Source organism: Microcystis sp. CS-574, assembly GCF_028329095.1.
GTDB classification, from domain to species: domain Bacteria; phylum Cyanobacteriota; class Cyanobacteriia; order Cyanobacteriales; family Microcystaceae; genus Microcystis; species Microcystis ichthyoblabe_A.
In genome coordinates this window covers 1-19863 of the sequence record NZ_JAQMSY010000262.1, presented here as the reverse complement: position 1 = coordinate 19863, position 19863 = coordinate 1, and the positions used below count along the sequence as shown (strand labels likewise).

Genomic DNA, 19863 nt, shown 5'->3' with positions numbered 1-19863 from the left:
AGTTATCAGTTATCAGTTATCAGTCATAATTCATAACTCATAACTCATAACTCATAATTTAATATGAAATATCTTAAATTTATCTTTCTGGGTTTAGGTTTTGTTTTACTAGGGGTAATTTTGCGCCAAACAAATCTGCAAGAAGTTTGGCAACAAATCACCCTAGTCGGTTGGTGGGGAATGACATTAGTGATTATTTTTTATTTCCTAGAATTTCTCACCGATGTTTTTACTTGGCAACTAACTTTTAAAAGTATGCCTATCCAACCTAGATGGACAATTCGCCTATTATTAATTTACATGGTAGGGGCAGCCTTTAATCGCGTGACTCCCTTCGCTTCGTTGGGAGGAGAAGGTTTTAAAGCAGTGATGTTAAAAACTCACTATCAGATTAGCTACAAAGAAACCAGCGCCTCGATTATTTTGACCAAGACGTTAAATACTGCTTCCCTTGTCTTCTTTGCAATTATCGGTTTTTTTCTGCTCCTAGCTTCCCCAAAATTTTCTAATTCTTTTAAAACTTTTACCGGATTAAGTCTTGCTATATTCTCCAGTTGTATTCTGATATTTTTCTTGATTCAGCGATTCCGTTTATCCTCCAGAATAGTTAATCGATTAGGTCATTCTTTTTTAGGCGATCGCCTAGCCAAACCTTTAGAAAATCTTCGCAGTGTCGATGATCGTTTAGGAGAATTTTACCGGAATCTGCCCCTATTTAGAAATGGCTTGATCGTCGGTTTTCTCAATTGGCCCCTCGGAGTTTTAGAAATTTATGTTTTAATGCAATTTCTCCAACATCCGATCACTTTTGCCGATGCTTGGTTATTTGATTCTGTTGCCCAATTGGTACGCGCTGGAACCTTTTTTATTCCCGCTAATATCGGTACTTTAGAAGGTTCTTTAGTGCTGCTGGGTGCTTCCTTAACCGGCAGTCTAGAATTAGGTTTAGCGATTTCTGTAATTCGCCGGGTTAAAGATATTCTCTGGATTATATTAGGTTTATTGATCTGGTGGTTATTTTCCCTAAGACCGACTTTACCCGATCGCTCTTCAAAATAATCTCAATCATACTAAATCCGTTGAGTATAGGTAACATATCAGGAGAGGCACTCACGTACTCATGTACTCATGCAAAAAGGGGAATAAATAATCAGTCTTTAATAACCAGATTTAGTATTATCAGTAACTTTTAAATTAGTACAAATATATGAACAACTGCGTGTAAGCATCCCACCGAAAAGCTAATGCGCGGGGGTTTGGGGGCGGCGCCACGCCCCCAACGGGGGGTTTGGGGGGTAGAACCCCCCAAAAGTCTGGATTGAGGACAAAAAATCTAGAAAGCACAGTTTTTAAAAATTCGCCTGGTTAAAGATATTCTCTGGATTAGCTTAGGTTTGTTGATCTGGTGGTTATTTTCCCTAAGACCGACTTTACCCGATCGCTCTTCAAAATAATCTCAATCAGTCAACTCCCGATTATTCATCCTGTAATTTTTCACGCACATTGCGAACAATCCGCGATAATTCAGTCTTTTCATCGACGCTAATTTTAGTCGGGGAACCACTAATAATCCGCTCGTAATTGCGGAAAGAATCCTTGATATCCGCCCCGTCCTGACTGATAGTATATTCACGAATGCCTTTATCGTGCCAAGAACCGCGCATCTTAAAGACGTTAATCGCTCGCGACATTTCGCCGCGAATTTCCACATACTGCAACATTAAAATCGTGTCGGTAATCGTAGAAATATGGGATTCAGTGATCGAGTGCGCTCCCATAAATTGGTCGGTGGTATTGGTGAAAAATCCCGTAATTTCCTCCTGTTTGGCGTATCCTGTCACCCCGATCACAAATTGCCGAAAAGCATTATTTGTCACCCCGCGAGCGAGCGCCGATAGAGAATCGATGGCAATGCGGGAGGGTTTAAATTCCGAGATTTCCGACTTAATCATCTGTAAATGGTCTTCTAATCCCGCCGATTCGGGGTAAGAACACAATAATTTTAATAATCCCTTGCGTTCCATCTCCTCAAAATCGATCCCCCAAGAAGAAGCATTTCGGGACAATTGGGCGCGAGATTCTTCATAAGCGAACAAAATCGCCCGCTCACCGCGCCTACAGCCTTCTTCCAGAAATTTACTGACTAAGAGAGTTTTACCCGTACCTGTTGCTCCTGTAGCCAAAATAATCGAATCCTTGAAAAAACCGCCTCCACACATATCATCAAGGGTTTTTACTCCCGAAGAAATGCGGACATTAGAGGAGCGCTGAGTTAAACGCATCGCACCGAGGGGGAAGATATTAATGCCATCATTGGTGATAGTAAAGGGATATTCCCCCTTCATGTGGGTTGTTCCCCGTAATTTGAGGATTTCTGCGGTTCTGCGTCGCCTTTCTCCCTCTAGCACGTTCCGCATAATTACCACATTATCAGAGACAAATTCCTCTACACCAAAACGGGCCACCGCTCCGTATTCTTCGATACGTTCCGTGGTCATAATTGAAGTCACTTCTAATAATTTTAACCGGGCCACGAGCCGAAAAATTTCTCGCCGCACCACTGATGCCGCTTCGTACTGCTGAAAAACGGCAGTTACAGAGTCAATTGATACCAGTTTGGCTTTATATTTGGTAATTGCGTATTGAATGCGCTCGATTAGGGCCGAAAGATCAAAACTACCCACCACCTCTTGACCTTCCGGATCCGGGGAAGCATCGAGAATAAATAATTTACCCTGGTCAATTAATTCTTCTAAATCCCAACCAAAACTATAGGCATTTTGGATAATATCGGTGGGAGATTCTTCAAAAGTAACAAACAGGCCCGGATAGTCAAAATACTTGATCCCGTGGTAGAGAAATTGCACAGCAAGCAGGGTTTTTCCCGTGCCAGAAGTGCCACTAACTAAGGTAGTTCTCCCCATGGGTAAACCACCGTGAGTGATCTCATCAAAACCTTCAATTAGGGTTCTAATTTTGCGAACACCTTTCGGTTTAATCGGTGGATTCGATTGGCTATTAGAGTTAGATTGAGTCATTATTTATCCAGCGAGTATTTAAAGAGTAGGATTTTTATCTAATTTTTCCACAGAAACATATCAAGCCTGACTAAACACTTTACATTATCTCGATTTCCATTGACTCTTGACTTTCCCCTAGAGGTACTATATTAAGCCCCGATCATTTCTTCTTCAATCAATATAACCCGTCTAATCAACTATGGACAAAGACCTAGCTATCATTTTCTCGTTCACGAATTTCCTCGTATAGTAAGTCTAAACCGATCAGAACCTTCTCTCGATCGGACAAATCACCAATAATTTTCCGCACCGGGGGAGGGAGGACTTTCGCAAGGGTAGGAGTAGCGAGAATCTTGTCTTCCTCCGCTAGTTGCGGGTTTTTCAGCACGTCAATCACCTTGAGCGCATACACTCCCTGAAATTCCTCTTCTAGGATATTTTTCAGGGTTTTTAAGGCACGCACGGAGTTGGGGGTGTTCCCGGCGACGTACAGTTTTAAAACATAGGTTTTTTTAAAGACGCTCATAGGTTAAGATCAAAGGGGCTGGGGATACGAGTTTATTGTTATTTATGGGAGAGATTTTAGTCTATTCCCAATAATAAATCATAAGGGATATCCTCGCGAGGTATGGAACGACGGTACATTTCCCCCAAGTGAGCAAGGATATCAATGAGAGCGAGACGATAATCTAGGAGAATTTCCTCACTTCTGCCTTCTAATTTTAACTGTTGGGAAAATTCGTCCATTAACTCCATGTGAATTTCCAGAATTTGCGACACTGAGAGATCGGTAAAAAAGACATTATTAACCAATTCATCGATCGCTTGATTAATCGGATAATCCTGTTGGAAGTAATTTAAAATAATCTCCCGATAATCTCTTCTTAATTCCCGCAGTAATTCTTTTTTTTCCTCCGGGGCAAGATTGCGATAGAATAGCTGCGGGTTGCGTTTGTAGTAAACACCTAAATAGCCGAGTCTTTCTTTTAATTTTTCTGCTAAACGGCGCTGTTGTAGGAGGAGAAAACTGTGATTATTTTCCACGGGATTCGGTTGGTTAACAATCGTAGTACGCTCGGAAAAAGAGCAATTAGGAGCTAAATGGAGAAATCGAGCGATCGCTTGGTCGATGACCGAGGTGATGCTGTCTAATTCCTTGACGGTGATTTGTAATTCGGCACTATGATAGAGACAGGTGGGAGAGTCATTCATCTCAGGAGCGATGTTCTTGTCAGCGACAATGATCACTACTGGCAGTAAAATCCCCCCTTCGTAGAGTTGATTAAAAGTCGGCTGTAGGGAAGGATGAAAGACCACCAGCAAACAATCGATTTTTTCCTTCTCTGCCTCGATATTAGCCAATAGTTCGCTAGAAGATGACCCCAGGGTTAGATTATACCGTTCATTAGCCAATAAAGCCGTCAAAGAATTAACCAGCCCCAGAGGTGAACTCACCCCCGTTAAGGGTGAGTCCGTTGGGACAAAAGCATAAATAGTCAGTCTCGGAGGCAACGTTTTCTCACCCGCAAGGTAGATAGAAATTGACAAACAATAGGTTAGGCTTTCTCTGTTGAGAAGACAACCCCCCGCCATCAGCTAAGGGAAGTTAAAGGTTAACTTTGCTTTTTGGCAGTAGGTATCGTAGTTAATTGTAATCAATGGAGCGGTTCTCTAGATGAGCGAGCGTCATAATCAAGATAAATTCAAGTTCTAGGACGACTAATAGTTTGGCCATCAGTTTGTTAATTAGGGCTGGCTGAATAAATCTAAAAACCTTGTTGGATAAGACTTTTAGACCTTTTTGAAATCCAAAAGTGCCGGGGATGGGAGTGATCAGGGGGAAAATTCAGGGACTTTTGCCCTGAAAATTAGGTAATTGACCACCTGAAAATCGGTAAAACCCTATACCCTAGACCCTACACCCTGCCCCCACCGAAAAACTTTTTGCCGCAAACCCTAATTATGCCCTAAAGCTACCGCCACCGCCCCCTAATTATCCCCATGCCTAGCGTTACCCTCAGTCTCCATCACTTTAATCAATCCGTCACTACCTGTGAATTAATTGTTGACAGGGCTAGTCTTTTAGATTTAATTAACATCGGCAATCCGGAAGTGATCGTGGTGGTGGATGAGAGGTATTGTCCCCTAGGACTGATTGAGAGTCAAGCCCTGATCGCTTACCTCCTCTATCAACAGCAGTACCCCGAAACCAGAAACCCCTCCCCCAACTGTCTGGATCTGAGCGGTTGGCTGCGTCCAATTATCCCTCTTAACTCGCGCATGGCCGTGAGTGAATTTCTGGCCACCCTGACGGGAGAAGCGATCGCAAAAGCCCCTATTTTAGTCGATGCTCAGGGGAAACTGTTAGGACGCTTAGACACGGGCAAACTTCTCCAATTTTGTCTCGGGCGTTCGATTCTCGATGATCCCCCCCCGCAGCTCCGCATCAGCGATCGCATCCCCCCCCGCAGCGATCGTCCTCTGGAATTTCTGGAACAATTACCGCTGCCGCTGCTGCTCTACAGTCCAGAAGCAGGGATTTTATACCAAAATCAGGCTTGGTGTCAACAAATCGGGGCAGCTTTCCCCGCTAATATCGATAACTCTGCCTTGGCTTTAGTTAATGACCCCCTAACCCTCCCATCCCCCACTCCCCCCCTGTTTCCCCAGCGTCTGGAAACGCTGACATCGGGTTTAACTAAGACTTGGCGCCTGTTATCCGTGCCGTTAAATTTAACGGATAATTATCCTTTGATCGAGAAAGCTTCAGGACTATGGTTACTGTTAGCCACCGATATCACCGAACAACAGCAATATTGTCAGGAATTAGCGGTTAAAAATGCCGATCTAGTCCATTTAAATCGTCTTAAGGATGAATTTCTCGCCTGTGTTAGCCATGAGTTTAAATCGCCCCTCACCGCCGTTATCGGTCTCTCCAGTCTGCTCCGGGAACAAAAAATCGGTGAACTTAACCCCCGACAGTCCAAATATGCCGATTTAATCTATCGCAGCGGTCGTCAGTTGATGGCTTTGGTTAATGATCTCCTCGATTTAACCCGCCTAGAGACAGGACAACTACAATTAACTTTATCTAGAGTCAAAATCGATCGCCTCTGTCAACGGGTGTACGATATCATCGTCGATAAGTATCCCCAACGTCTCGATCTCCCCAGCAGCTATCGTCTTGACATCGAATCGGGGTTAGACTATGTTCTGGCCGATGAGGCCCGTTTACAACAGATGTTAGTGCATTTGTTAGATAATGCGGTAAAATTCACCATTGATGGCGGTAATTTGGGCATTAAAGTCAATCGTTGGGAAAATTGGCTGGCTTTTACCGTCTGGGACACGGGTATCGGTATTCCCGAAGAATCCCAGCATCTGATTTTTCAGAAATTCCAACAGCTAGAAAGTCCTTTCACCCGTCAATTTGAGGGCGCAGGTTTAGGTTTGGTCCTCAGCCAAAAATTAGCACGCTGTCACGGTGGCGATCTATCTTTTGTCTCCAAAGCTCGGGAAGGTAGTGAATTTACTTTACTACTGCCGGTTCATCCCCAAGGTGCCGAGCAGGAGTCCGCTACTCCCCAGCGTCTGGTGTTGGTGGTGGAAGCTAATCCCCAAGTGATCGAACAGTTTGTCGATCGCTTGAGTGAATTGGGATTAAAAGCCATTATCGCCCGTAGCGGCACTGAGGCGATCGAAAAAGCCCGGCAGTTAAAACCCCGTTGTGTTTTTCTCAATCCTAATCTACCCCTCTTGTCCGGTTGGGATGTGTTAACGCTGCTGAAATCCCATCCCCAAACCAAAGATATAAAAGTTATTGTCACCGCCGCCGATTCCGATCGCAACCGCAGTCAACAGCAAGGGGCCGATAGTTTTCTGGTTCCACCAATCACCTCGGCAGCCCTGCAAGCTTGCCTGAATCTGACCGTTTCCCCTGTTCCTAGCCGAAAACAGCGCACTGCTCCGACTCTGCTGCGTTTACACGGTCATTATGCCCCCAATTTCTCCGATTTATCTTCCTTTAGCTGGATTTGGAATAATCAATTAGTTCGGGAAAATTATCGTTTTATCGAGGCCGATAGTTGCGAACAGGCGGAACTTTTAGCCACTGTCTGGGAGGTGGACGCTATCTTAATCGATAGTTCGATCGCGGAAGATTTATACTCTTATCTGCAAACCTTGAGCGAGTCGCAAACCCTCGCTAATTTACCCCTAGTCACCCTTGATGTGGCTGTCACCGAGGTGGCCAATCAAATCCCCGGTTTAGTCGTTTTTCCCTGTTTGGCTCCCCCAACGGAAAACCGCATTGAACAGCTATTAAAGGTAATCGAGACTGCTGATCTGGCTTTTTCTCGCCACAAAGAACAGTAAGGGTAAGTCGGGCCAGTCTTGGGATGACAAGCAATGTCGATGCTCTAGCCCGATTTTCCCCAGAAGTTGGCGCTAAAGCGCAACTACAAACCTTAACTCAACCTAGAGATTATTAACTCAATTTTCTCAAAAAAATCGACCAGCTGTTAGGTGAAAAAAAGAGAAGAACCGAGAACATTAACGCACCCTACAAATTAAGATGGTGCGTCACGGCGCGATCATAATTTAATTATTAACAAATTTCCTTTAAATACGCGCCTAACACACCCTAAAAGCTTGATTTAAGAGAAGTAGAATCCTTTATTTAGTCAATAAGTTAACATATAATTGAGTTAAGACATTCTCATTCAACGATTTTCCCTATGCCACAAGCTCAGGAACCGAACGATAAAAATTATGAAGTGGAGCGTCAATTGAGGAGTCTTAATCGGCGCCTGGAGCGTCTGGAAGATACCCAAGTGACAGGAAGAGAGCTAAACCGGAGTTTTGATCGGATCTATGAGGAAATTGATCATCTTGAAGATAAAGTTGATCGGCTTCAATCGAATTTTGAAGAGTTTCGTGATGAGATTAACCAAAAATTAGATACGATTTTACAACATATTACGGGGATCAATTAAATGGTGATTACCAGATTGACAAAGATTGCTGCGGGGGTTATTGGTTGAGAGATGAAGATTAACGATGGTATCACTCCCTAGTAGTGACAGTATCGGTGCGAGTGCCGATTTAGCAGTGCGAGAGAAAATTGTTATAATAACTAAAAAAACTCACTACACCATTCTCAAGGAGGAAAAGATGTCTCAACTCTCTATTCAATCAGATCTGGTCGAGGATAAAATTCAGGCTAGGCTCGTTCATCGCGTCGCCTCAATTATTGATTATTTTATCAAGAATGAGAGCTTATTAGAAGATTTAAATAGAGACGAAATGGTTGCGTATTTAATGAAGTTACTAAGCCAAAATTTTTCTTCTTCAGAATTAGAAATGATGTCCGATGAAAATCTAACTCAGAAAATTAGGCAAGTTTTGGGAGTACAAGCAATGGCGGGAATGCTGAAGGATTTAACTGCGGAACAAATGGCAGAGTTTGACGCAGTGATCGCAAGTTTTAGACAAAAATATTAAATAGTCGTGGGTTATCTACTCGATACTAACATCGTCACAGCTATTCTCAAAGACAACCAAGTAGTTGTTGAGAAATTAAGTGAAGTAAGACTACAAGGAAATGATGTTTTTATAAGCTGTATTACCTATTTAGAAACTGAGGCTGGATTATTAGCAGTTAAAGCAACGAATAAGTTAGCAAGATTTCAGGATTTGTGCCGCACTGATTTAAGAGTATTGTTATTAGATACAATGGAAATTGTCCATGAAGCCGCAGCAATTTGTGCTGATTTAAGGCGCAAAGGAACCCCCATACAAATGGCTGATATTCTCATTGCAGCAACAGCTATTAGCCATAATCTCATCCTCATTTCTGATGACTCAGATATGCTGAGAGTTCAGAGATTAACCGTAGAAAATTGGCTGCGATGATTTAGGGAGATAAGCTGTTCATCATTTAAATTGGTATTTGAGGTTGCGGGGGAGCAGGGAGAGAGTGAGTTTCGCAGTTTGCTTTATAACATCCTAATAAGTAGTCATGCAAAATAAATTTCCTAGTGAAGATAGGCAAAAGGCAAAAGGCAAAAGGCAAGAGCTTTATCAAAATGTGTAATTAATTTTGCTTAGGTACTTACCCAGTTTAAATGCGCTACAGCTTAATACTATTATATCCTTGATTTCCCCTCCTTGAGGAGGTGGAGCGGGTCGGGGAAATGTCAAATCTTATTACTGAAACAATTAGGCTGAAACTAATTCAAATTTAACCTTTATTTTTAGGGCTGTAGCGATGAGATTTAGCAACAAAAAAGAGTTTCCTTCATAGTCAGCATTTTCTAAGGCTTCAATAATAGATTCATCAGTATTAATTAATTCTGCTAAAGCTTTTGTTGAAAGATGATGTGTTTCCTTAATCTTAAATATTTTTCTGGCTACTTCGTCATCAATACGAGCCTTTTCTAATTCTAATTGACGTTCTGGATTATTAGCATAATAACGTTGGTAAAGAATTTGTAAGCCATCGGCTGTCGTTTGGTGTGTATTCATATCAACTCCTGAAAATAGGTGTGTAATTCGGGATTTTTTTCAAATTTAGCTTTGTTTTTAATTGCTTGCTCGATTTCCAGTGGTAGAACTTCTTTTTCTTTAATTATACCATGAGAAATGACCACAGCTTTGTTTTTATAAAAGAAATAAAGAATTCTATAATTTATTCCTTTAAAATTAACTCTCAATTCATAAATTTTGTCCCGCAAAAAGTCTGCTTCTGGTCTGCGTAATTCATATCCTAGTTCTGCCAGTCTTTGTAATTTGATAAAGCATTTGTTTTGAGCTTTGCCAGGAAGACTATCAAGCCATTCTATAATTGGTATATTACCTCTTTCATCTTGGTAAAAAATAAGTTGTATTTTTGGCATATTAAAGCTTTTATATATGTGAGTTTTCTAACAAATGATAAATTAAATAGTGTCAAGTATCGAGTTCCCCAAAAGCTGATGTTTCCGTGAGCAAAACCCCTAAAATTAGACTTGACAAAAGACCTGAGATTGTTATATTTTACAGGTAACAAGCTTTTAAACGAGAGAGCCACGCCCCACGCACCAATTATATCATTCATTCTGCCTGAATATCAAACAGGAACTAGAAACCTGTTACTAGGGAGAGATTACTGCGGGGGGGATATTCGGTAGCAGTTAAATAATCATAATAAAAACCACTCCAGACACAGTGGTGGCTCTTGTCGGGTGCGTTAGTGATAGCGTAACACACCAATTTTCTTAAGATGCTGCGTTACGGCGCGATCATAGTTTAATTATTAACAAATCTCCTTTAAATACGCGCAAACACGCACCCTACAAGCTACTAACAAGGCTCATTTTGACTCGTTGATTAAGGGCAGTGGCAATTTTTTGTAGCATTATTAGGGGATTGTCTTGATAGTCAGCGTCTTCTAGATCTTCAATAACGGATTGCTCAACATGGATTAGGTCGGCTAGTTGTTGTTGAGTTAATCCAGCATTCATACGAGCGTCATAAATCAATTGTGCGATTTCTGAGTTGAGGGATTCTAGGGCAATTTGTTCTTTGATTGTGGGATCGTCTGCAATCATTTGGTGAATGATTTTTACGGCATCTGTGGTTTTAGGCATTGTTTATTTCTCCTTGATAAGTATGAAGTTCTGGATTTTGTTTAAATTGTGCTTTTCTTTGGATAATTCTCTCGATGTCTTGTGAGGGAACGGCGGAAGTTTTTTTGATAAGAGCATGACCAATAATTGCTATATTTTGACCATGATAAAAATAGAGGATTCGATATTGTATGGTTCCCTGTTTGGCTCTAAGCTCCCAGATATCATTTCTGAGATAATCGGCAGCAGGGCGGCGCAGTTCATGACCTTGTGCGGCAAGTTGTTCGATTTTGGTTATACATTTGGCAAATCCTTTTTATCAGTTTTGAGTAATTTCTGAAGCCACTCAACAACGGGTGAGATGCCTTCTACTTCTTGATAAAAGATGATTTTTGTCTTTGGCACGTTTCTTTTGAAATAGTATGCGATGAAAAATCAATAAATGCAATCAGGTGATGGTTATGGGTATCGAATTGCTGGATAGCTCATAACCTCGTTGAAAAGAATTATGCGATCGCCCCTTGTTTATCTCCTAAATTAAACTTAGAAATTCCGCGATAATAGACATCAACATCGTTAAGTATCGAGTTCCCCAAAAGCTGATGTTTCCGTGAGCAAAACTCCTAAAATTAGACTTGACAAAAAACCTGAGATCGTTATATTCTACAGGTGACAAGCTTTTAAACGAAAGAGCCACGCCCCACGCACCAATTATATCATTCATTCTGCCTGAATATCAAACAGGAACTAGAAACCTGTTACTAGGGAGAGATTGCTACGGGGGGATATTCGGTAGCAGTTAAATAATCATAATAAAAACCACTCCAGACACAGAGGGCATAGTGGCGGCTCTTGTCGGGTGCGTTAGTGATAGCGTAACGCAGCAATTTTCTTAAGATGGTGCGTTACGGCGCAATCATAATTTAATTATTAACAAATTTCCTTTAAGTACTCGCAAACACGCACCCTACAAGCTATCAAAAGAGTCAGGCTTATCCAAAGAATGGACGATTTTATGGATTGGATTAGGGAAAAAATCTATAAACTTCTCTTCTGTGTAAGAATCGACTAAAGATCAGTTCATCGTTAATAATTGCAACACCAATGCGATAATCTCCTATTTTGATACGATAAAAACCCTGATAACCTTTAAGCTTTTTGAGGTTTTTTATATCATCCAGTGTTTGAGCTAATTTGCATTCATTGACAACAGTTTTGATCTCAGATAATAGTTTTTGATCTTTAATTTTTCTTAAGTCTTTGGAAAATTTAGCTACAAATTGAATTTTCATTCAGCTTCTCCATTGAGAATAGCAAAAACTTCTTCTTCTGGAACAAATTCACCATTTAATCCTTCCATAATAGCATTAGCTAAACCAATATCTTCTAAGGCTTCGATAACAATTTCATAAAATAGTTCCCGTTTGTTTTGCATCATTTCAATGAGGATTTCGGTTAGGATTTCTTTGGTTTTTTCTTCAGTAATGATCGATGACATTGCGGTTAGTCCTTTGAATTATGAATTATGAATGGGGAGCGAGGTAACAGGTAACAAGCCAGAAAATCGGCGTACTTCATGACTTTGAATACCGCTATATATATTACAGGTTACAGTAACCCACCATGTCAAGTTGGCTGGTGCGTTACATTAATATTAACGCACCTTACGAGATCGGTGATCGCTGCTTGTTTGAGTTGATCGATGAGAGCATTATCATTCACAGATTCACTATGTAATAAAACTAGGTTCGTTGTCGAGGCTCTAGCCCGATTTTCCCCAGAAGTTGGCGAATTCAGCGCAACTACGAACCTTAACTTAACCTACAGATTACTACCTCAATTTTTTCCAAAAAAATCGACCCGCCGCTAGGCGGGAAAAAGAGAAAAATTGAAAAAAGTAAAAAAGGGTAAAAAGGGAAAAAAAGGGGAAAAGGGTTACAGAGTCCTCCCAGCACCGCTCACCACCCGAAAACCGTAGTAGTTGAAGAAGTCGTCGCGGCGGGCCTCCTTGAAGCGGTAAGCGGAACGGCAGCGATCTGGAATGGTGTACCCAGAACCGCCCCGCAGTATTCGATAATCATTATCATTTGTCAGCCAAGCACTGCCATCTTTTGGCGCATTCTCATAGCTATCATGCCCATTGTCTTCGCACCACTCCCAAACATTGCCACTCATGTCATACAGTCCCCAAGCATTGGGCTTTTTCTGGCCAACAGGATGAGTTGTCTGCCGAGAATTTCCTACATACCAAGCGTAATCTCCTAACTGATTAGCATCATCACCGAAATAATAGCGAGTAGTTGTCCCCGCACGACAAGCATACTCCCATTCCGCTTCTGTGGGGAGGCGATAGGTTTTCCCGGTTATTTGACTCAATTTTTGGCAAAAGGCTTGAGTAGCATCCCAACTAACCTTTTCTACCGGATTTTGGGGATTGTTTGGAAACCAAGAGGGATTGTTTCCCATTACCGCTTCATATTGTGCCTGAGTCACCGGATATTTGCCAATCGCAAAACTGTTGACTTTAACTAGATGTTGAGGCTTTTCCTCACTTTTAGCATCGGGACCACTGTCAGGAGATCCCATGAGAAATTGACCTGCTGGTAAGCCTACCATCTCCAGTGTTACTCCCTTGGGTAGTTTCTCTGTAATCGGTTGAGGACGAAATTGAGTAATAGACTGACATGAAGAAACAACACTAGCGACACTCCCGGCTGTAACTAACCCCAACTGTTTTAAAACTTTACGGCGCGACCATCTTTTTGACATTTTTTCAAGCCTCCTAAATTTTTGAAGTAGGTGAACTATGGGAATCTTAAGAATTAGTAAAGTGTAGGCTCCCTTAAGCGGTTACAAATCCCGTCAAAAAACCAAAATTAATAATCCGCCGTAACGCACCGATTATATGATTAATTGTACCTGAATATCAAACAGGAAACAGAAGCCTGTTCCGCGGCAGTGGAAGTTAGGGGTTGCTAACAGGGGGAACAGTGATGACAAAGCGGATGACAGTTCCGATAACTGCTGTTGCCAAGATGGTGATTAATGCCCAAATTTGGGCTTTCTGGGAGCCTTTAATCTCTTTTAAATCACCTTGTAATGTGTTGAATTCTCCCTGTAATGCCTTGAGATCTCCCTTTACTTCGGCCTCGAATCTGACTTGAACAATCCTGATCTCTGTGACATCTTTCTGGAGCGCGTCTAGCTTCTGATTGGTCTCTTTAAGATTCTGATTAATCTGGTCTAGGATTTTTCCTAAATCGGTTTCGATGGTGGGGCCGCTCATGGGTTAGACTCCTAATTAAGTGGTGCTGTTGTTTCTGACTTAGATTTCAGTGTTTGAACAAATTGTAAAACTTTTTGTTGCTTTTCCGGTGTCAGTTCTCGCCATTGTTCAAGTATTTCTTCTTCTTTACCCATAAATACCTCGCTCTTGAATTATGAATTGTTTGGTTTTGAGCAAGGCTCATTAATAAAAACCACTCCAGACACAGAGGAAACAAAGATCATATCATTTTGGGTTTGCGGTGGACGTTGTAGAATAGAGAAAACCTAATGCGCTGATAGATGCTATGCCCTCTCCTGCTATTACCACGATCATCAAGATGGTTGAGTCTCTGCCTGATGAGCTTCAAGAGCAGTTAGTAGAGTATGTTCGAGCTTATATTGCAGAAATTGAAGAAGAAAAACGATGGGATCAGTCGTTTAAACAGACGAAGAATAATCTAGTCGCAGCAGCCCGAAAAGCCAAAGAAGAGATTGCGGCAGGATTGTCCGCGCCGATGGATTATGAGCAGCTATGAATTCCGCGACATTGCCCTCATTTTGGCAGAAGTATCGCGACTTGAAACCAGCAGTCAAAGCCGGAGCCAGGAAAGCATATCGGTTATGGGTAGAGAATCCGTTTCATCCATCGTTACATTTTAAGTGTATTGACAGCGACGAAGATATTTGGTCAGTGCGTGTAACGAAGAGTCATCGAGCTTTGGGAGTGCTGTCAGGGGATACAGTGACCTGGTTTTGGATTGGCGATCATGATGAGTACGAAAAGTTTTATTCGTAAAACACAGGAACTACAAGCCTATTCCACTCGAACTTTAAAAACCCACTTGGCACTCTCCCGTACTTTTTAAACAGGATTTAGCATCACTCCCTCATAAGTACCTAAGCAAAATTAATTACACATATCTAACCCCCCCCTTGCCTCTTGCCTTTTGCCTTTTGCCTTTCTTCACTAGGAAATTTATTTTGCACGACTACTTAATGACATTCGATAAACTACATGGCATAGCGACTTTTTTCGGAAGTATCAAAGTGAGCAAGCGTAATTTTTTTGGTGAGGATAGAAGTTTTTTGAGGCAAAAAAACAGAACGTTGCCGGAAATATTCGCCAAAATATTGACGGTAGAGAGGACAACTCACTCGGCAAAACTTACCTTGTCGGTGAATCAGTCCGAGACTTTCTAGGTGAAAAGCTGCCATTAAATCAATTTCTATGTCTTTTTCTGCCATCACCACCTTAGCAAAGATAGCCGCTAAATTGCCCTTTAAGTATTGCAGATACGAAAGTAAACGTTTAAGATGATCTGCAAAAATATTATTTTCCTCGTCGATAGAAGTAGCGAGAATGGTTTCTAGGGTACAATCACCCCGAGCAATATGATAACAAGCAAGACGAATTAAATAGGGATTACCACCTAGAAATATCCGTAATTTTTCGGAGTCAAAATTCTGATCTAATCCCTGTCTTTGACTTAATTCTCGTACTTGTGCGCTGGTAAAATTAGGCAATTCGATCGGTAAACCAAGACTAAAAGGAGATTGATAGGTATCTGAGGTTTTATCAAGCTCCTGTGCAGGGGAATAGGCAACAATTAAACGTAATTTTTGCCAGAGGGGTTTGTTTTTGCCTTCCTCGTGCCACAGGTGCAGAATACTAAAAAATTCTTCCCTTAGCTGTGGATAGGATAAAAGATATTCAAGATCATCAAAGGCAATCACTAAAGGTCGATCGAGATGGGAGAGAATATGCTTTTCTAGATAGATTTTACAGTTAATTTTACCCCCTAATAATTCATCCCAATCCTCTGGGAGATCATTATCTAAATCTAACTGGCGACTAATACTAACACAAAGCCAACGCAGCCATTGATTTAAATCTTGAAAAATTGATCTTTCTGCTAACCGAAAACTGAAATAAAGCGTATGGTATTGCTGTTGTTGTGCATAATTAATAATTCTGGTTATCAGGGAAGTTTTTCCCATTTTTCTGGCCGCATTAATCCGGATCAGACTGCCTCCGCGCAAGATCTCTTGATAACAAGTCTGTTCCAGATTGTTTCTGTTAATATAAAAGGGGGAATTGAGGGGGACTTGTCCCTCTGGTAACTCAGGCAATAGTTGAGGATTAATAGTATCAGTTTCTGGTAAGTTAGGACGATAATAATCGCTATTTTCTAAAGTTAAATTAAAGGCTTGAAAACAATGTTTCAGGGTTTGTTTATCCACTCCCGATTCACAAGCAAATACCTTCATCAGAGTATCTACCCCTAAAAGAGTTTTCTCGCTGAGGACTTCTAGGGTGAAACGATGACCACGGTTATCCCGATATTCCGCTTCTTGTTTAGCAGTAAGTAATTTTTCTAGTCCCGTGGGGGTAAGGACAACCCCGCGTCTGCGGCGCTGTTTTTCTGGTTTTTCCATGATAGTTTTTCCCTGTCCTGAACTCAAACTCTGCACCCCTAGAGGTTTTGAGTTTCCTATAGACTTCTCCTCAACAGGGAAACAATCGATTCCGTAATTTTTGCCGACATTCCGCACATCTTCATATACTTGTATATATTTTTACATTCCCCAAGATGTTTTAACGAAAAACCTTCATTGTAGAAACTACTATTGAGAACATTTTCAATAATTGGTTGTTTCTGGGAAAGAAGTTTACAATTCTTTACATTGACAAAAATCGATGATTGTAGCTATAATCCTTACTGGCAAAGGGTTGTAAGCAATATTTGAGTAAAATCATTAATTGAATGTTAAGAAGTGCGGAAAGTGGGTCACTGGTTTAGCGATGGAGAGGATCGGGACAATAACCAGGACTCTCTTGGATTTGGTGGGTAAAATGTATTCTAAGATACATTCCTCCTAGCGAGGGGGTGGAACGAACCACAGAGGCACAAAGGACACAAAGATCGATCGCTTCTATGGTAAGTTAAGCTGATCACACAGAACCTAGAAGAGCCTAACCAGACCACTTATTTTCTTCTCCGTCTGAGTTATTTCTGGGATAGGGGTAAATCTTAGCCTACTTGCTGACGATAGTTATTCATTTCTAGGCTATCTTCCCCATAAAGATCCTCAATGTGTTGATGACAGCAATCGATCGCAAATTGCTCAAATTCTCCCGGTGTAATTTGATACATTTTGGCAAAAATATCGGGTTGAACACGACAAAATTCTGGTCTCTGGTCATAAATGGTACAGAGACGGGTTTGGCGATCAAAGTTTATACACCAACCCCCTTCCCCCACCATGCTGAGATATTGAGTTAATTGTGCGGGAGTCAGATATTCTTCTAAGTCAGGACGCTCATCGGGATTTAGTTGACAACAAGCTCCACAATTTTTAATACATTTCCAATTGGCCATATAACCGGTGTGCCGCGATGAATTAATCCTAGTACCTACTGACTAGCTTACTAGCAAATAGTCCCTATTCCCCGTTCCAGCAGCAATTACCCTCGATAGTTTTAATCTCAACTGGCGATCGGGAGTGAAAGCTTGACAAGGCAAGAATCTAATAAAATGGGCGTTGTAAGGGTCGAACTTACGGCATCCTGCTTGTAAGGCAGGCGCTCTACCACTGAGCTAAACGCCCGAATCAATTTCGTATTTTCTCAGTATAACATATATTTTCAAAAAAGTATATTATTTTTTTGAGCGAGTTAATTTTTTTCCGATGCCCTCTGGTCGAACTCACGATCGCATTACCCTAATTTTGCTGCTACCGATTGCGGGGGCGAGTTTTTTGGTCAGTGGCAGTGGTAAATTAACCCTGTTACTCTTGGCCAGTTATTTGTTTAGCGGATTCCTGTTTGGGCCAGATCTTGACATCCACTCGGTACAATACAAACGTTGGGGTTATCTGCGCTGGTTGTGGCTACCCTATCGTTCTATGATCCGTCATCGCGGTTGGTTATCCCACGGTTTATTGATCGGCACAATTTTTCGGTTATTTTATCTTGGTAGTTTTCTTTTACTAGCGGCGATCGTGATCATTCCGATCCTGCAAAGTTTCTGGGGTATAGACTGGGATTGGCGACTGTGGCCGCAGCAAGCGATCGCATTATGGCAACAGTATCCCCGGGTAGCGATCGCTATTTTCCTGGGTTTAGAATTAGGAGCGATGAGTCATAGTTGTAGTGATTGGATCGGATCGGCCTACAAACGTTCTCGAAAAGTGGCTCAAAAACCGGTAAAAAAGAAAAAACGTTAATAATCCCCGTCCACAATTTCTAATTAGCCTTCCTTTGATATTCTTGCCAAGTTTTTGGACTGATAAAGAGAGTTCCTTTGTCTTGCCGGTCGGGGAACTGGATATAGTTTTTCTCTAGATAATCTTTGAGTTTTGGTGATTGCAGAAATTCCTTTTCAAATCGATAGAGGAAAACCAAATCTGGCTGTCTTTTTTCAATAACTTCTAGGATAAAATCCCCATCGAGATTCTGATTGAGAAATCTCTTTCTGGTGATGACAGCCGTTTCTGGGGGTGTTTTCAAGAAATATTTATATATGTAGTGAGAATTATCGGTTAACAGAAGTTTATCGGAGTTTTTAAATTTTTCAAACACAGCTTCTGCTAAAAGAGGTTTATACTTTTTATTATATTGAACGTAGGCATTAATTCCAGGATCACGATTGGTGATTATTCTTAAGGTATTAAAGAGAAATTGACCAGACAGGGGTAGAAAAATTAGCATTTTGAGAACTAATTTCTGGGTTATTTTTCGATTTTGCCTAAATTCTCCGAGGCTATCAGTAATTTTTAACTGTTCGACAAACAAGGCAATTATCCAAACGGCGGGAATAATTAAATGGATATAATAATGAGGCCAAATTGGGGCGACTGTAGCAAATCTGAACAGATTAGAACCTAACCAGACCAAGGGCGGTAAAAGTGGTATTATGTTGCGAGTAAAAACCATCGCTATAATAGCTATCGCTGTCACGATTAGATAAATTGGTTCGTACTGTAGGGCGCTTTGTAAGAGAGTCCATAAGGTGAGATTGTCTTGAGCGAAACTAGCGGCAACACTGACATGAGATTTAATAACATTTTCGTAGGAAAAAGGAAAAATAGTCAGGGAACCCAAGACAAAGACTAAAATAACAGCGACTGACCAAATAATAATATCAATGATTCTTTTAATAAAACTATTCTGTTGATTGAGAAAAATAATTAAAGCTACAGTTGGGATAATAGTAATGCCTGCAAGTTTAATTTGCAGGGAAAAAACAAAAGCAATGGCACTGAGTAAATAGAGTCCATACTTAAGCTTACCCATGGATTGAAAGGCTTTAAAGATGATAAAAATACTTAGGATTGTAAAAAAAAGTGAGGGTAACTCCTGCATCACTACCGTTGACAGGGTAATATACACTAGACAGGTTGAGAGAATAAATACTGATAAACAAGAGGCTAATATTCCGCAATTAACTCTCAGAATTAGATAAAAAATTCCTAACATAATTGTGGACAAAGAAAGCATCATAAGGCGGGCTGCATGGATAGTAAATCCTGTCAGGCTTAACCAACTATTTAGTAAAAGAGATAACCCCGATAAATGATCGTACCAAACTTGTTCGTAGAGACGATAACCTTGTTTGGTGACGTAGACAAGTACCAGAGCCACCGCTTCATCAAAATTAACTATATAGGGATAATCAAGCGGGACTTTCCAGAAAACGATCCCTAGGAAAAAAACAGCAATAGCAATTAATGCTATTAAATCAAAACGATCAGATTTCCTATTCATAACTTTTCTGGACAAGAATTGCTGCGTATCTTATCACAGATCGAGACATCAGTTAAGTAGATGGTTATAATTAAATTAAAAATGGATTTTAGGTTCGATCCCCCCTGCCCCCCTTGATAAGGGGGGTGCCGATCCCCCCTTAGTCCCCCCTTGATAAGGGGGGTGCCGATCCCCCCTTAGTCCCCCCTTGATAAGGGGGGTG

21 protein-coding genes, 1 tRNA gene and 2 pseudogenes are annotated in these 19863 nt (G+C 41.1%); 8 read left to right on the top strand and 16 right to left on the bottom strand.

What is annotated here, in order from left to right; genetic code table 11:
• Positions 1–63: 63 nt before the first annotated feature.
• Positions 64–1059, top strand: coding sequence for a lysylphosphatidylglycerol synthase transmembrane domain-containing protein (locus tag PN470_RS21940; RefSeq protein ID WP_272105080.1), 996 nt, complete (start codon positions 64–66; stop codon positions 1057–1059).
• A 416-nt stretch (positions 1060–1475) separates the two neighbouring features.
• On the opposite strand, the gene kaiC is transcribed toward PN470_RS21940, so the two are convergent.
• The 3 genes from kaiC to PN470_RS21925 form a co-directional block, all read right to left on the bottom strand.
• Complete coding sequence (gene kaiC / locus PN470_RS21935) at positions 1476–3038, bottom strand: circadian clock protein KaiC (RefSeq protein WP_002743493.1); 1563 nt, start codon at positions 3036–3038, stop codon at positions 1476–1478.
• A 193-nt stretch (positions 3039–3231) separates the two neighbouring features.
• Positions 3232–3546, bottom strand: a complete 315-nt coding sequence (gene kaiB / locus PN470_RS21930) for a circadian clock protein KaiB (RefSeq protein WP_002733742.1) — start codon at positions 3544–3546, stop codon at positions 3232–3234.
• A 56-nt stretch (positions 3547–3602) separates the two neighbouring features.
• Positions 3603–4532 (bottom strand): circadian clock protein KaiA, encoded by a 930-nt coding sequence (locus PN470_RS21925; RefSeq protein WP_002750903.1) that lies wholly within the window; start codon positions 4530–4532, stop codon positions 3603–3605.
• A gap of 489 nt (positions 4533–5021) precedes the next feature.
• Between PN470_RS21925 and PN470_RS21915 the strand changes: the two genes are divergently transcribed.
• The 4 genes from PN470_RS21915 (at position 5022) to PN470_RS21900 (ending at position 8933) form a co-directional block, all read left to right on the top strand.
• Entirely contained in the window at positions 5022–7394 is a 2373-nt protein-coding gene (locus PN470_RS21915; RefSeq protein ID WP_103112529.1) for an ATP-binding response regulator, read from the top strand.
• Between the two features lie 362 nt (positions 7395–7756).
• Positions 7757–8014: a hypothetical protein gene (locus PN470_RS21910; protein WP_002733843.1), complete on the top strand. Its 258-nt coding sequence runs from the start codon at positions 7757–7759 to the stop codon at positions 8012–8014.
• A 64-nt stretch (positions 8015–8078) separates the two neighbouring features.
• Entirely contained in the window at positions 8079–8522 is a 444-nt protein-coding gene (locus PN470_RS21905; RefSeq protein ID WP_271936482.1) for a hypothetical protein, read from the top strand.
• Positions 8523–8528: 6 nt separating this feature from the next.
• Positions 8529–8933 carry a type II toxin-antitoxin system VapC family toxin gene (locus PN470_RS21900; protein WP_002750899.1) on the top strand — a complete coding sequence of 135 codons (405 nt, stop codon included), beginning with the start codon at positions 8529–8531 and terminating at the stop codon, positions 8931–8933.
• 306 nt (positions 8934–9239) lie between these two features.
• On the opposite strand, the gene PN470_RS21895 is transcribed toward PN470_RS21900, so the two are convergent.
• The 9 genes and pseudogenes from PN470_RS21895 to PN470_RS21855 form a co-directional block, all read right to left on the bottom strand.
• Entirely contained in the window at positions 9240–9545 is a 306-nt protein-coding gene (locus PN470_RS21895; protein ID WP_002732780.1) for a hypothetical protein, read from the bottom strand.
• Positions 9542–9916: a type II toxin-antitoxin system RelE/ParE family toxin gene (locus tag PN470_RS21890; protein ID WP_002734817.1), complete on the bottom strand. Its 375-nt coding sequence runs from the start codon at positions 9914–9916 to the stop codon at positions 9542–9544. Before PN470_RS21890 ends, PN470_RS21895 begins: the two co-directional genes overlap by 4 nt.
• A 435-nt stretch (positions 9917–10351) precedes the next feature.
• A complete protein-coding gene (locus tag PN470_RS21885; RefSeq protein WP_002731911.1) occupies positions 10352–10648 on the bottom strand; it encodes a helix-turn-helix domain-containing protein in 297 nt (98 codons plus the stop codon).
• A pseudogene (locus tag PN470_RS22285) lies at positions 10641–11032 on the bottom strand (type II toxin-antitoxin system RelE/ParE family toxin). Before PN470_RS22285 ends, PN470_RS21885 begins: the two are co-directional and overlap by 8 nt.
• A gap of 620 nt (positions 11033–11652) precedes the next feature.
• Positions 11653–11919, bottom strand: coding sequence for a type II toxin-antitoxin system RelE family toxin (locus tag PN470_RS21875; RefSeq protein WP_002734670.1), 267 nt, complete (start codon positions 11917–11919; stop codon positions 11653–11655).
• Entirely contained in the window at positions 11916–12125 is a 210-nt protein-coding gene (locus tag PN470_RS21870; RefSeq protein WP_002733138.1) for a hypothetical protein, read from the bottom strand. The genes PN470_RS21875 and PN470_RS21870 overlap by 4 nt, the downstream gene beginning before the upstream one ends.
• A 437-nt stretch (positions 12126–12562) precedes the next feature.
• Positions 12563–13276 (bottom strand): annotated as a pseudogene (locus PN470_RS21865) (formylglycine-generating enzyme family protein); the annotation flags it as partial.
• Positions 13277–13592: 316 nt separating this feature from the next.
• Entirely contained in the window at positions 13593–13913 is a 321-nt protein-coding gene (locus PN470_RS21860) for a hemolysin XhlA family protein (protein WP_002734355.1), read from the bottom strand.
• Positions 13914–13924: 11 nt separating this feature from the next.
• Positions 13925–14047 (bottom strand): hypothetical protein, encoded by a 123-nt coding sequence (locus PN470_RS21855; RefSeq protein WP_271936475.1) that lies wholly within the window; start codon positions 14045–14047, stop codon positions 13925–13927.
• A gap of 152 nt (positions 14048–14199) precedes the next feature.
• Between PN470_RS21855 and PN470_RS21850 the strand changes: the two genes are divergently transcribed.
• Both PN470_RS21850 and PN470_RS21845 read left to right on the top strand, forming a co-directional pair.
• Positions 14200–14430 (top strand): hypothetical protein, encoded by a 231-nt coding sequence (locus PN470_RS21850; protein ID WP_002775250.1) that lies wholly within the window; start codon positions 14200–14202, stop codon positions 14428–14430.
• Positions 14427–14690 (top strand): ParE family toxin-like protein, encoded by a 264-nt coding sequence (locus PN470_RS21845; protein WP_012267867.1) that lies wholly within the window; start codon positions 14427–14429, stop codon positions 14688–14690. The genes PN470_RS21850 and PN470_RS21845 overlap by 4 nt, the downstream gene beginning before the upstream one ends.
• Before the next feature lie 215 nt (positions 14691–14905).
• On the opposite strand, the gene PN470_RS21840 is transcribed toward PN470_RS21845, so the two are convergent.
• The 3 genes from PN470_RS21840 to PN470_RS21830 all read right to left on the bottom strand — a co-directional run bounded on the left by PN470_RS21840 (position 14906) and on the right by PN470_RS21830 (position 17503).
• Positions 14906–16330, bottom strand: a complete 1425-nt coding sequence (locus tag PN470_RS21840; RefSeq protein ID WP_271936472.1) for an AAA-like domain-containing protein — start codon at positions 16328–16330, stop codon at positions 14906–14908.
• A gap of 596 nt (positions 16331–16926) precedes the next feature.
• Positions 16927–17274 carry a YkgJ family cysteine cluster protein gene (locus PN470_RS21835; RefSeq protein WP_103112526.1) on the bottom strand — a complete coding sequence of 116 codons (348 nt, stop codon included), beginning with the start codon at positions 17272–17274 and terminating at the stop codon, positions 16927–16929.
• Between the two features lie 157 nt (positions 17275–17431).
• Positions 17432–17503: transfer RNA gene (locus tag PN470_RS21830), tRNA-Val, on the bottom strand.
• An 81-nt stretch (positions 17504–17584) separates the two neighbouring features.
• On the opposite strand from PN470_RS21830, the gene PN470_RS21825 reads away from it, so the two are divergent.
• Positions 17585–18121 (top strand): metal-binding protein, encoded by a 537-nt coding sequence (locus PN470_RS21825; RefSeq protein ID WP_002752906.1) that lies wholly within the window; start codon positions 17585–17587, stop codon positions 18119–18121.
• Between the two features lie 19 nt (positions 18122–18140).
• Here the strand turns inward: PN470_RS21825 and PN470_RS21820 are convergent, their stop codons facing one another.
• Positions 18141–19661: an ArnT family glycosyltransferase gene (locus tag PN470_RS21820; RefSeq protein ID WP_271936468.1), complete on the bottom strand. Its 1521-nt coding sequence runs from the start codon at positions 19659–19661 to the stop codon at positions 18141–18143.
• Positions 19662–19863: the final 202 nt, after the last annotated feature.